Below are 12,907 nucleotides of genomic sequence, written 5' to 3'. Positions count from 1 at the left end.
AGACTCTGCTGCTTTCTACCATTCAAATTCCCACTCTTCGCTTAATGCCAGGTATAAAAGGAGAAGGGTATCCTCAAGCTCCTCATAGGTTTTATCCTGTATTTCTAATCCCAGTTTCGGATAGAGGATCAGAGCAAGCTTTTTGGTTAATTGGTTTCGTTCTGAAAGGGGGAGCTGAACGAATCGGTTACTGTACGTTTTAATCAGATTCCATTCTTTCGCACCGAGCTGCTTTAATTCCCACTCTTCCACCGTTAAATCCTCTTTCCTCAAGCCGCGTCGGCGGATTTCCTTCACGATGGCTTTTTCTTTTCGTTTCCCTTTGACGCGTCGCTCATGAACAACGATGGTTCCGGCTACAAGATCCCCCACCCTCTTATGTTTAGAATGAAGGAAGATCATGACCATACCTATGAAATAGGAAACAGGAAGCATATCGATGATTCTTAATAGATTGCGAATAAAACAGGATAAGAGAGTAACACTGTGTCCGTTTTCCTGCATCACCCGGATTCCCAATAATCGCTTCCCTACCGTCTTTCCACCCCAGAAGAATTCTAAAGCAAAGAAATACCCCCAGTTGAGAAAGAAGATGGCGATGATGGCGATCCCCCACAGTGTCGAGTTGATTTCCAACATACTAAATATGCCATTATTCCCCGACGTCACAAAAAACAGGAGCACAAGGATCAGGATGTTTACGATTGTTAACAGCAGCTGATCAATCATCAGGGCTGCAGCCCTGCTCCCTAAACCTGCAGGCTGAAATTGCAGGGAAACATATTCGGGGGTTCTAATATCGACTTGTTCTTCATGCATTACAATCCCCTCCCTTATGGATGAATTTACCTTTAATGGTTTCTATTTTTTTCTTAACTTACTATAATAAGAGATAAGAAATCAACAGAACAAGTAGGTGTCAAAATGAACGTGAAGCAATTCGTTAAACAGCACCGGGACGACTGGAAGCAGTTAGAAGATCTCCTCGGGACTCTTCGCAAGAGGAAGAACACAACGGGTCCTGCCATTGATCAATTCAACCGTCTTTATCAAAAGGCTGCCCAGAATTTATCGTACAGTCAGACCTATTTTCCCGGTGAAGAAGTAACCGATTATTTGAACGGCCTCGTATCAAAGTCTCACAATCTATTATATAAAGACCAAATCTCAAGTGGAAAACAAATTAGACATTTTTTCTCCACTACCTTTATCGGATTACTGCTTGAACAGTGGAAGTTCGTTGTAACGGCGATGCTTTTATTTACGATCGGTGCACTCGGTGCCTTCATTTCTGTCGTGAATGACCCTCTTCATCTTTATTCCATTTTACCCCCTGAGATGTCTCAAGGGGTGGATCCCTCTAATCTGGGGAAAAGTGACGGACAGGTGGATTCTTCACTTATGTCGGCTGCCATTATGACCAATAACATCAAAGTCGCCTTCCTTGCCTTTGCCGGCGGGGTGACATTTGGTCTTTTGACTGTCTATATGCTTGTGTACAATGGAATCATTGTAGGTGCCCTGGCCGCTGTCTTCTGGCACCAGGGTATGAGCTATGAATTCTGGGCTTACATCGTCCCCCATGGAATGATCGAGCTTACAGCCATCTTCATTGCAGGCGGTGCGGGACTCTTAATGGGCTATAAGCTCTTTGTACCTGGACGATTCACACGAGGCTACCAATTAAAGCAGCAAGCGAAACGATCCGTCCAGCTGCTCCTCGGAACGGTACCCCTGTTTGTGATCGCCGGGATCATCGAAGGATTCATAACGCCTGCTGCCATACCGCTACTCGCAAAATATATGGTTGCCTTTTTAACGGTTATCGGTCTGATTCTCTATATGACGATCGGAAGGCTTCGGCTAAAGGCAAGCCTACAGTAACCCTCGATTCATCATATCAATATAGTACGAAACAGCCGTAGCGGCCAGTTTCTCTTCACGGGCCTCCACCATCAGGAGGCCCTGTTTTTCCCACTTGGCTTTCTCCCTTTTCTTCACGAGCATCTGCTTCTGGGCCATACTCTTCATCATCGCCTGCTCTGAATCAACAGGCTCTGTCTTGATCCTCTTGACCAACGTTTCGTCTTCTATCCCAATCGTTAAAAAGAGATGCTGTTTCCGCAGGCGCTGTAAATAAAACAGGGCACTGTCTTCATGAAGAAATGTGTGTACATCACTAAATAATAACAGCAGACTTCTTTTCTTTTGAACCGTCTGTACATAATGAAGAACTGCTGCATAATTGGATTCGGCTGCGTCTACCTTCAAATTATAAATGCGGTGAAGGATCGTTTGCAGATGCGCCATCCCTTTTGCCGGAGGGATATATACCTTAACACCTTTACTGAAAGCAAGGACAGACACATAGTCCCCGTTTTGAAGGGCTGCTGCCGTCACGGTCAGGGCCGCCTCCAGGGATTTTTCCAACCGGTTTGCTTTTTTCATTTCTGCTCCCATCATTCTTCCGCAATCGATGAGAATCGTGATGTACTTCCCATGCTCAGGTTCATATTCATTGGTCATCACTTCACGAAGCTTAGCGGTTTGACGCCAGTTAATCTTTCTGGGATCGTCCCCGAGTACATAATTTCTAATCTTGGAGAATTCTCCGGCACCGCTTTGCTGCTTACGGATCTTTACCCCTTCATACAGTAAGAATTGCTGTGCACTCTCCAATACTTTCTTCGTTTCAGTGAGATCCGGAATGACTTTCACCCCATCCTGGAGCTCCATTGTTTTTTGTTTTTCCCATAACCCGAGGGAGCTTCGATAGCGAAGATACAGCTTCGTCAGGTTATAGTCTCCTCTTACCGGTGTCACCACATCATAGGTAAGGGTCCCGGCTGAATCCTGTTCAAGCTTCCCTTCTAAGGGAAAGGATGTTTGAAAGCTTTGAGGGGTACCATCCAGGATCCGAAACTCCATTTCACGGTTAGATCTGTTTATGATTTCCAGATCGACGAGATAATCAAGTCCCCTTTCCATTTGATCAGGGATACTGCGCTTGATGTCTACTTCCTTTTTGGGTGGCGATAGGGTCAGGTCAATGAGACTCACGACGATAAATAAGCCGTTCATTATAAAAATCATCGTCCATGATAGTCCAATAAACGTTCCTGCCAGAAGGATACCGGAAAATAGAAGGTACGAGATCAATAACTTCGCAGTCGGCAATATTCCCTTATCTTGGAACAGGAATCGACCCAACAAGCTCTTGGATGACTTGGTCAATGGTCACTCCCTCCAATTCTACATGCGGGGATAGTTGTATGCGGTGTCTTAGGGCCGGTCTTGCGACGATCTTGATATCATCCGGTGTGACATAATCACGCCCTGACAGATAGGCCCACGCACGTCCAGCTTTCCCAATCGAAATCGCTGCCCTTGTACTTGCCCCGAAGCGGATCGACTCCGTTTCACGGGTCTTTCTCACAATCTGCATAATATAATCCAGCACCGCGTCACTAAGTGTGACCTCGTCGATTTCCCTTCTGATGGAAAGGAAGGTTTCAATGTCTAGAACCGCTCCCACTTCACTTGAATCATAATGATTCTCAATCACTTGTTTTAAAACGCTTTTCTCTTCCTCAAAGGAAGGAAAGTCAATGTCGAGCTTAAAGAGGAATCGATCCTGCTGTGCTTCAGGCAGTGGGTAGGTTCCTTCAAATTCAATCGGATTCTGGGTGGCCACCACAAAAAATACCTCTTCAAGTGGATACGTTGATCCTTGAATCGTCACCTGCTTTTCTTCCATGGCTTCAAGCAGGGCCGCTTGGGTTTTGGCCGGTGTCCGGTTGATTTCATCGGCTAATAATACATTCGTGAAAATCGGCCCTTTGATCGTCTGGAAGCTGCTATCCTTCATGTTGTAAATCGTACTTCCCGTGATATCGCTCGGTAACAGATCCGGTGTGAATTGAATCCGGTTAAAGCTTCCCCCGAGCAACCTGGAAAGAGTCTTCACCATCTGGGTTTTCCCAGTGCCGGGTACTCCTTCAATCAGCACATGCCCTCCTGCTAGGATGGAAGATAACAAGAGTTTGAGATTCGTGCTCTGTCCTACTATACGCTCTTCATATTTCTCCATTAAGGATGTGATTTCTGGTTTCAACGATCCTCCACCTCTTTCCTGAATAGTTCGATCTTTTTCGACCACAGTACGTATTCCTGTTTACTGATGCGCTCTTTTTCTAATACAACCCTTATTCCTGATAAAAACGAATCGATTTCTTTTTTAGAAACGGTGGTTAATTTTCTTTCCAACGTCCCGTTCAATTCCGACCATTCCTTGCTTGTCGGGATCCCCCACCGTTCTTGGAACAGAACTCTGACATACTCGGCTTGAATCACTAAGGATTCTTTGTATTGGCGCCCTTTTAAGTACCAGGCTGAAAGCGCCTTGATTCGCTCATCACTGAATCGGACCGTCTCTTCTCTTGGAACAAGAATACTTCCAAACCGCTTGCCCCGCATCCAGAGCCATAGGATGGTGAAGATCAGTAATTGAAGTAAAATAAGCAGCAGCCACTGGGGATAAAGTGAAGCCAGGGTCGCCTGACTCTCCCCTCCGTGAAGATATTCATCGATGAGGATCGTTTTCCGGGCAGCGAGACCGCTTTCTAATAGACTGAGAATCAGCGGTAGATGATCCCTATCAAGGATATTCCCGTTCATCACCCAGCCCGGTGAAGTAGAGACAATCAATTGACCCTTACCCATAGGAGAGCTGTAGGCAATCGTCCCCTCCCGATCATCTAATAAGATGGTATCTTCATCCGTCGTTTCCAGTCTTATGTCCGATAAAATATCCGTTTGATATGTATTCCCTTTTCCATCACGTATAAGAGGATTATCGAGCCCTTCCCCTAATAGGACCGTCTTTGCGCCAAACATTCCTTTTGGATTATCTTTTAATAATAGTATGGTATTGCCTGCCCTCATGAAACTCTCGTAAGCTTCCATTTCTTCTTGCTCAGGGATTGAAAAAGGTTCTACCATAATCAGTAATTGATCAGATTCAGTTGCAGGCAGCCCATCTGGTGAAAAAGACCACCGTTGTATAGACGCACCTTCGTTTTCCAAATAGGTATAGAGGGCTTTGATTCCTGACGGGGATGGAGACTCGGAAACATAAGCTGGATACTCCTTAGGCTTTTCAGGAGAAAGAAATACACCGATGATGATAAATAAGCTTAAAAGTGTGGTGAGCCAGACCCACGCCTTTCTATTTGTTTTCAATGCTCGTTCCTACCTCCTTTCTCTTATGCGTAAGGCTGTGAATCCGTTTCATGTTCCAACCAGCTTAGAGCTTCCTGTTTATAGGGAAGATACTCTTCTTCCTCCACTTCCCGCTCACCGTAGGTCACCTCATCAAACAGGAGGGCCAGCCTGTAGAATCGCTCTGCCCAATCCCGATTCACTTTACGCAGTTCATCATAATACTCCCAATTTGTTTTCCAGACCTTTGCTTCGAGATAGTCTCTTTCATGAAAGTATAAAAGGAGGGCCAGGAACATATGACGGGTTGCCCTCGAATAATCTTCGAGCCCCTCTTGTTTATGAGCTTCGTCTAAATGTCTCTCGTAAGACCACTCCATCTCATTCATGGACTGCAGTGGTTTATTCGAGCGGAATTTCCGCTTTCGGACTCCATTCCGAATGGCAAAGAATGCAACAACGAGGAGAATGGCCACTGCAATGACAATCAACATGATCAGGATGCCTGATGCCGCCCCGTCTGTCGGTTCAAGGGAAGGGAACAGTTTTCCCAGCTGTTCTGAAAGCCATTCCTTTGCCTTCCCCCACCAGCTGGCCAGCAGCCCCTGAGATCCATCACGATAGGCCTTATATTCCTCCCCATCCAAGATTTCTTCTAATTGATCTCTTGCTCTATTTTCATTCAACATCTTTTTCACCTAGCTTTCAGATCAAAAGCCCGGAAGCATGAGGTTTCCGGACCCAGACTGGTTACTTCGATTTTTCAACAAAGCTATTGGATTCCGTTGTAATCATCGATCATTTCATTCAAATCATCTGCATCATGTCTCGTTTTAAGATCAAGGAACATAACCCCGAATCCGACGGCAAACAGCATCGACGTAAATAAAGTTACAACGTTTATAATCATGCCGTACAGGACACTATTCCCTAAGACCAGTCCAAACGTCAATTCGAAGGCAGAACTTACGATTCCAATGATCAAGCCGAAAACAATGAATAATCCAAGAAGGGTCCATCCACGTTTCTTCGTCAGCCTCCAGCTCCTGCCGAGACCGGGTGCGTCATTTTCTATGGCTGCCGCTCCAAAGTAGAAGCTCCAACGCGTTAATAGGTAAGCTACTGCAACCGCGAATGCAAGCAACAGGACAACCCCTGCGATCACAATCCCGACGCCCGGCTCCAGAAGTGCAGCACCGAATACTCCGGCAAAACCAAATATGAAAATCGGAACAAAAACGATACCGAATACGATCACACCGAATAGGAGACTGCTTCCGATAATCGGCCAAAAACGGATGAATGCTTCCTTGATCACAAGCTTCACCGTAAATTCTTCATTTTTCCTCATATGATTAAGGGCAAATAAAATCGCCGCCTGAGCGATTGGAGCCAGAATTATACTGATGAGTCCAATAAGACCTGTACCAAGCTCTGCTGCCAGATTTACTTCCTGTACCTCTTCAGCAGTAAACTCGCCTGAAAAGCTGTTGACTATCCCATCGAACCAGGTTTCCCCTGTACCGACGGTTCTAAAAAAACTGACTCCTGCTGCCAGTTCAATGAGTGCCTGCAGTAAATAAACCGGCCCTAACAGAATAAGGAAAATAAGAAAAAAGTCTTTAAAGCGGTTCTTGCTTAATCGAAATGTGTGGTCCAGTATTTCACCGAACCCTTTAGGCTTACTGAATTTTGCGTTCACGTTATATCCCCCTACAGGTTATTTTTCAATATTTGACAATATATCGCTTATTCTACCATTATTCCTCCTTCCGTTGATGAAAGAATTGTATTTCTTTCATACTTGTTACCCAAAAACATCAAGCCTTAATAGATATATATTTCACGTTGGAATTCTGATGCTTTTCCTTTGAAGATGAAAGGTAGAATTGCTTTCTCCTTCTCTATACGAAAAAGTGACCCAAAAAGTTTTCTTTTTGGGTCACTTTGCACGATTATTTAACTAAATCATGTTTAAAGGCATATATTACAGCTTGTGTTCTGTCTTGTACACCCAGCTTCGAGAGGATATTGCTCACATGGGTTTTCACTGTTTTCAGGGCGATGAATAGTTCATCGGCAATTTCCTGGTTCGTTTTCCCTTGCGTCATCAGGAGAAGGATTTCCAGTTCACGATTGGTTAGTTCCTCATGGGGATGAGAAACGGTCTTCTGTCTCATGCGGGTCATCATTTTCCCTGTAACTTCCGGTTCAAGAATCGATTGGCCGTTATACGTCTTACGAACCGCTTCTGCAATCTCACTTGCTTTCGACGTTTTCAGCATATAACTGACCGCCCCCGCTTCCAGGGCAGGGTATACCTTATCATCGTCTAAGAAGCTTGTGACGATGATAATCTTCGCTTCTGGCCACTCTTGAATGATTTCCTTCGTCGCTTGAATGCCATCCATCTCTTTCATCACAAGATCCATGAGAATAATATCCGGGCGCAGCTCCAGAGCAAGCTGGACGCCTTCTTTTCCATCTGACGCTTCCCCCACAACATCGATATCCGCCTGAGCAGATAAATAAGAAGAGACCCCGATCCTGACCATTTCATGATCATCGACAAATACCACTTTAATCATTATTTTCACCTTCATTCTCCACAACGGGAACCTTTACTTCCAAGCGTGTTCCCTTATTCGGTACACTGATGATTTTAAACGTACCACCGATTTCAATGGCTCGCTCCCTCATATTCTGAAGCCCATAGGAGCTTGTTACTTTTGATTCATTCACATCAAAGCCCTGACCATCATCCACTACCCGTAAAATAATGATCGATTCCCTTTTAATCAATCGAATATCCAAGGAAGTCGCCTTCGCATGTCGCAGGGTGTTTGACACCGACTCCTGCAGAATTCTGAAGAGATGATCTTCGATTCCTTTATCAAGGCTCATGTCTTCTATTTTCCACTCGATATCAAGGGGGACCTTCTGAGCTAATTCGACTAATAGTTCCTTCATTCCTTCTTGAAGATTCTTTCCTTTTAACGCAACGGGGCGAAGATGAAGGAGGAGTGCCCTCATTTCAAGCTGAGACTGATGAATCATCTGCTCCACCATTCCAAGCTGCTTCTCTTCATGTGGAGTTCGGCCGGATGATGGTGTTTCCGTGATGGCCGACATCAGCATGGATGCTGCAAACAGTTGCTGACTGACCGAGTCATGCAATTCTCTCGCCAAGCGGTTCCGCTCCTGGGAAACGATTTCCTGGATTCTCTTTTCCTGCTCCTCTGCCTTTTCATTGGCAAGCTTCTGGGAATATCGCGCTTGATCCGTTAAATGTTTTCCTAACGCATCGACCTTTTTCCAAACCTGCTGAACTTCCGTGGTTGCCGTTTCAGGGAGTGTGATCGAGCGGCCCTGCTCTACATTCATAAGGGCATCTTCTATCTCCCTCAGCTGCCGTTTATCCTTCACCCCTGTCCGGATGCCAAACACGATTCCGATAAGGATACTTACAACGAGGATAAACCCTGCTCCCGGTATATCCATGATTTCCACTTCCCATAGCAGGGACCAATCCTCTAAAGGATACAAATAAAAGAATGAAAGAGATAAAAAGACCACCAAACCAAGAGAAAAGAGAATGCCTGCTGCGATCTGCTTACTGACTGTACTCATATTCTCTTCACCTCTAAATCACCAATCCACATAGAGGTTACAATCTTCACCCGCTGGACAGCCGTATCATAGCCTGGCGTTTGATAATAAAGGGACTGATTGATCGCTTTCGGCTCCACTTCTTCAAAAACCTCAATCGAACCGGCAAGTACCGAGTGATGAACACTCACTTCCACATCATACGGAATCAATATTTCAATATTGCCTAAAATGTTTCGAATTGAAACGACGGACGTCCCTTTAGGAAGCACCGTATTTCCAATGTCGATGACCGAGTCTCCAATCACACCCTGGATGTTGATATCATTCCATTCATATACGTCTTCCGGAGTCCGTTTCGGCCCGAACCATTCGTTTTGAAGAGCGGACTTTTTCATGACGAGTGGTTCACTTGTGTGGGTGAACGTTTCCTTAATCGCCGGAGTGATGTATTTAGGATGTTTCTTCGAATCAGCAAAACGGACAATGATAAATAGAAGAATGGCAAACAATAAAAATTTAAATGCTACGGTATTAAAGATATTGACCGCTAAGCTGATGATCCCAAACCACAGCAGGAGCTTTCCAAGAGTACTCGGAAGCTTCTTTCTTCCAATATAGATACAGAAGGCCGCAATCGAGAGAAAGACGAGAACCCCCCCATCGTAGAATGATACTTCCAACAGTATTAAAAGGGTTCCTATTAAAATGATCCAGCTGATCCCATCTGAGCGTAAACGATTGAACAAGGGGGTTCCTCCTTTCTGGTTATGTATTTTTTATGAATGAAGATTATCCGACAAGAGGTTCATATTATTTGATGATAAAACGGGGTGAACCCGGTTGGGCTCCCCCTTTTTTATCGTTATTATGTTTTTCTTAACCTAGAATACCATGTTTTATGAAGGAATGGCTTCCGTTTCCTCTTTTTTTACTTCTTTTTCTAATTTAGCGATCTTTGCATCGATCGTATTTCGATAATAAGAGGAGTTCACACCATGCTCTAAATGATCTAAGTATGTTTCAATTTCATCGAATTTAGAGAACGCCTGGTTGTTATAACCGGAAGAAGATTCAAGCACAGAATTCACCTTGTTATGGGCACGGGCAATATTCTCTCTTCCCATCAGCTCCATCCGCTTGATGTACATATCCTTTAGCTTGTGTTTCATCTCTTCATATTTTCTCTCAAGTTCCTCAAGCTCTTTCGTCGCTTTCAACTTGGATTCCTGGATGCGTATGGCACGCTCTTCATAGTATTTTTGTTCCTGCAGGGCAAATTCATACAGACCCTCTTCATTTGCCTTCGATGCAACCTCAGCCTGGTATTTTCGTTTGTCAGCTAATGCAGAAGCCTGCTGATACTCTTTTTGAAATTCTTCTTTTAATAGATATTGTCTTTCCACAAGCTTACTTACTTTTTCTACTTCCTGCTCACACTGTCTTAAATAATGATTTAACACAGCTATTGGATTTTTCTTTTCCTTTTTATCTAATGCTTCGTGCAGGTCGGACATGACTGTATTTTTAATTCTTTGAAATAGGTTTGCCATAGTGAAATCTCTCCTTTAGTTTTTTAATTGAGACCATTCTCTTTCAAAATTAGTGAATGGATCCGATGATTTTTCTTCTATAATGACTTCTTCTTTTTTCCAGTTCTTGTAGATCACATACAGAACGTATAGAGCAACCAATCCGATGATCGCCGGGAAGTTGGATATCGAAGCACTGAATGCCGCAAGACCGATCAGTGCCCATAAGATCTTCTTCATTGTGGAATCTGTTTTCACAAATCCTTTAAAGCTGTAATACATGATCACTAAAGAGATGGCGAGCCCTACGATCGGTCCCAAATTGGCAAGCAGGACAATGGCTGCAATCCCTCCAGCTAAGAGCAATCCGAATTTTTTCATTTGTTGTTGCCTCCTTTCTTCTTCATGTCTCTATCCTATCTATTTTCCGTATTTCCCATAACGAGCCTGAGCTTTATTTTCGTATCAGACTTGAGGCTTAGGAGTGGTAGGACTTGTCGTTTTTTTGATGTTTTGGCGGAGGGATCGCGAAGTTTGTCGTTTGTTGGTGTTTGACGGAGGGGTTGAGAAGTTTGTCCTTTTTATAGAACGGTCGATAAACCATAACAACAGTCGTTCCACTACAAAAATAAGGTCCGTCCCCAAAACGGAACGGACCCTACCAGCATTATTCTGTTAACTCAAGAAATTCTTCCACATCGGCTATGCATAGCTTGATCCCTTTTTCCCAGAAGGCTTCTTTGGTGATGTCTTCACCGAGGTGCTTCATGGCCAGTTCTTCGACATTCATGACCGCTGTGTCACGGAGTAATGCCATGTAATTTTCTTCATAGCTTTCATCCGATTCCAGTGCTTTGGCGTAAATACTCAGTGAGAACAAGTATCCAAAGGTGTATGGGAAGTTATAGAACGGCACTCCTGTAATATAGAAATGGAGCTTCGATGCCCAGAAGCGCGGATGAACCTCTCCTATGGAGTCTGAGAATGCTTCCTTCTGAGCGTCCACCATCAGTTCGTTGAGTTTATCAGCAGATACAATCCCCTTCTTACGTTCTTCATAGAAACGTGTCTCAAATAAGAAACGGGCATGGATGTTCATGAAGAACGCGACACTCCTCTGCAGTTTATCTTCCACCAGGGCAATCTTTTCGGCCTTCGTCGCCGCTTCTTTTACGGCAGCATCCGCCACGATCATTTCAGCAAAAGTGGATGCCGTCTCCGCCACATTCATGGCGTAGTTACGATTCAATGTGTGCATCGGTTTTAATGCATAAGAATGAAACGCATGCCCTAACTCGTGTGCAAGGGTGGAGACATTCGACATTGAGCCTGAATACGTCATGAAGATACGGGATTGATCACTTAACGGGAAGGATGTGCAGAATCCACCCGGACGTTTTCCGGATCGGTCCTCCGCTTCTATCCATTGGTTCTCAAATGCTTTTTCAGCAAACTGGGCCATCTCTTCTCCGAATCGGGAGAACTGCTTTAGAATGAATTTTGCCCCATCGTCATATGACATGGTACTCGTCGACTCTGCCACGGGTGCGTCAAGGTCATACCAATCGAGTCGGTCTTTCCCGATTAGTTTTGCTTTTCTCTCCAGGTACTGGACGAAAGGCTGTTTGTGCTTTGAAATAGCTCCCCACATGGCATCCAGCGTTTCTTGCTTCATACGATTATATTCGAGGGGCTCCTTCATCAATTCGTCCCAGCCACGCTTCTTATAAACATTCAAGCGAAAGCCGCCCAGGGTGATTAAGCGTCCTTGCAAAGAGTTCCTCATTTTGTTCCCAGGCATTCTCTAATTTTTCAAAAACCTCTTTGCGCGTATTGGCGTCTGGACTGGAGAGCAGATTATTCGCCTGACCAACCGATCGCTTTTTTCCATCATGTTCAATCTCCATGGCCCCCACGATCGTGTCATACATCTGTCCCCAGCCGTGATAGCCATCGACAGCTAACGCCTGGATAAGTGACTCTTCTGTGCTGGATAACTTATCTTTCGCTTTTTGTCTCCACTCATTGAGGACGAATGTAATTTCACTCAGTTGATCATGTTGAAGCAGTTCATTCCAGACCTCCTCTCTGCAATCCGAAAGCTGCTGCTGAAACTTTGTAAAAGTAGAAGAAAAGTCCGCACTCAGGCTTGTGACTTCCCCGCGGAGAGAATCTGCTTTTCTGTCATGCATATTTTGAGCTTCAAGACAGCTTACGAAAGCACCTGCCTGACGCAAATACAGCATCACTTCTTTTGCTTCTTCTATAAGCTTCCATACCAGGTCAGCATCACCAGCCGATTGTGGCGGATGGAAAGCGAGTGCATTTTCTTCAAAGTCATTTTTCTTTTTTTCTAACGTATCGAGATGCCTTCTGAATTCCGGTGATTCACTTCCTCCTTGGAAAAAAACATCCAAATCCCAAACATCCGAATATGTATGATTTGTACGGTCCATAATGTCCCCCTAATAAATTTTCTCATTGTCCCTATCCTATTTCTAATTCTCGATAAATCCCTTAAATCCTTCCTGATCTTTCACTAATCC

General features: G+C 44.5%; 12 protein-coding genes and 1 pseudogene. 1 reads left to right on the top strand and 12 read right to left on the bottom strand.

The features are described 5' to 3' along the window. Positions 1-15 precede the first annotated feature (15 nt). A complete protein-coding gene (locus AAEM60_RS02735; RefSeq protein ID WP_299741524.1) occupies positions 16-819 on the bottom strand; it encodes an RDD family protein in 804 nt (267 codons plus the stop codon). A gap of 105 nt (positions 820-924) precedes the next feature. Here AAEM60_RS02735 and AAEM60_RS02730 point away from each other — a divergent pair, with 105 nt between their 5' ends. Next, a complete protein-coding gene (locus AAEM60_RS02730) occupies positions 925-1,884 on the top strand; it encodes a stage II sporulation protein M (RefSeq protein WP_299741523.1) in 960 nt (319 codons plus the stop codon). Here AAEM60_RS02730 and AAEM60_RS02725 read toward each other — a convergent pair. The 11 genes and pseudogenes from AAEM60_RS02725 to AAEM60_RS02675 form a co-directional block, all read right to left on the bottom strand. Then, positions 1,876-3,234 (bottom strand): DUF58 domain-containing protein, encoded by a 1,359-nt coding sequence (locus AAEM60_RS02725; RefSeq protein WP_299741521.1) that lies wholly within the window; start codon positions 3,232-3,234, stop codon positions 1,876-1,878. The genes AAEM60_RS02730 and AAEM60_RS02725 overlap by 9 nt on opposite strands. After that, entirely contained in the window at positions 3,185-4,114 is a 930-nt protein-coding gene (locus AAEM60_RS02720) for a MoxR family ATPase (RefSeq protein WP_299741519.1), read from the bottom strand. Before AAEM60_RS02720 ends, AAEM60_RS02725 begins: the two co-directional genes overlap by 50 nt. Beyond that, on the bottom strand, positions 4,111-5,241 hold the full coding sequence (locus AAEM60_RS02715) for a DUF4350 domain-containing protein (protein ID WP_299741518.1): 1,131 nt from the start codon (positions 5,239-5,241) through the stop codon (positions 4,111-4,113). Before AAEM60_RS02715 ends, AAEM60_RS02720 begins: the two co-directional genes overlap by 4 nt. A gap of 23 nt (positions 5,242-5,264) precedes the next feature. Beyond that, complete coding sequence (locus tag AAEM60_RS02710) at positions 5,265-5,909, bottom strand: DUF4129 domain-containing protein (protein WP_299741516.1); 645 nt, start codon at positions 5,907-5,909, stop codon at positions 5,265-5,267. Between the two features lie 83 nt (positions 5,910-5,992). After that, positions 5,993-6,922 (bottom strand): hypothetical protein, encoded by a 930-nt coding sequence (locus AAEM60_RS02705; protein ID WP_299741514.1) that lies wholly within the window; start codon positions 6,920-6,922, stop codon positions 5,993-5,995. A gap of 253 nt (positions 6,923-7,175) precedes the next feature. After that, entirely contained in the window at positions 7,176-7,808 is a 633-nt protein-coding gene (locus tag AAEM60_RS02700) for a response regulator transcription factor (protein WP_299741511.1), read from the bottom strand. Next, the gene (locus AAEM60_RS02695; RefSeq protein ID WP_299741509.1) at positions 7,801-8,850 is read right to left on the bottom strand and encodes a sensor histidine kinase; all 1,050 of its coding nucleotides are present in this window, start codon (positions 8,848-8,850) and stop codon (positions 7,801-7,803) included. The genes AAEM60_RS02700 and AAEM60_RS02695 overlap by 8 nt, the downstream gene beginning before the upstream one ends. Beyond that, entirely contained in the window at positions 8,847-9,578 is a 732-nt protein-coding gene (gene liaF, locus AAEM60_RS02690; RefSeq protein ID WP_299741507.1) for a cell wall-active antibiotics response protein LiaF, read from the bottom strand. Before liaF ends, AAEM60_RS02695 begins: the two co-directional genes overlap by 4 nt. A gap of 150 nt (positions 9,579-9,728) precedes the next feature. After that, positions 9,729-10,382: a PspA/IM30 family protein gene (locus tag AAEM60_RS02685; RefSeq protein WP_299741505.1), complete on the bottom strand. Its 654-nt coding sequence runs from the start codon at positions 10,380-10,382 to the stop codon at positions 9,729-9,731. A gap of 15 nt (positions 10,383-10,397) precedes the next feature. Further along, entirely contained in the window at positions 10,398-10,742 is a 345-nt protein-coding gene (locus AAEM60_RS02680) for a flagellar basal body rod protein (protein ID WP_148967341.1), read from the bottom strand. 286 nt (positions 10,743-11,028) lie between these two features. Next, a pseudogene (locus AAEM60_RS02675) lies at positions 11,029-12,817 on the bottom strand (M3 family oligoendopeptidase). Positions 12,818-12,907: the final 90 nt, after the last annotated feature.

The sequence above is a fragment of the Rossellomorea sp. y25 genome (assembly GCF_038049935.1).
GTDB lineage: Bacteria > Bacillota > Bacilli > Bacillales > Bacillaceae_B > Rossellomorea.
The sequence above is the reverse complement of the archived record's forward strand: the minus strand, read 5'-3'. Positions and strand labels throughout refer to the sequence as shown.

What these genes read in the sequence shown, in the direction of transcription:
- AAEM60_RS02735 (WP_299741524.1), bottom strand. Translation starts at nt 819, where the DNA reads ATGCATGAAGAACAAGTCGATATTAGAACCCCCGAATATGTTTCCCTG.
- AAEM60_RS02730 (WP_299741523.1), top strand. Translation starts at nt 925, where the DNA reads ATGAACGTGAAGCAATTCGTTAAACAGCACCGGGACGACTGGAAGCAG.
- AAEM60_RS02710 (WP_299741516.1), bottom strand. Translation starts at nt 5,909, where the DNA reads ATGTTGAATGAAAATAGAGCAAGAGATCAATTAGAAGAAATCTTGGAT.
- AAEM60_RS02700 (WP_299741511.1), bottom strand. Translation starts at nt 7,808, where the DNA reads ATGATTAAAGTGGTATTTGTCGATGATCATGAAATGGTCAGGATCGGG.
- AAEM60_RS02695 (WP_299741509.1), bottom strand. Translation starts at nt 8,850, where the DNA reads ATGAGTACAGTCAGTAAGCAGATCGCAGCAGGCATTCTCTTTTCTCTT.
- AAEM60_RS02685 (WP_299741505.1), bottom strand. Translation starts at nt 10,382, where the DNA reads ATGGCAAACCTATTTCAAAGAATTAAAAATACAGTCATGTCCGACCTG.
- AAEM60_RS02680 (WP_148967341.1), bottom strand. Translation starts at nt 10,742, where the DNA reads ATGAAAAAATTCGGATTGCTCTTAGCTGGAGGGATTGCAGCCATTGTC.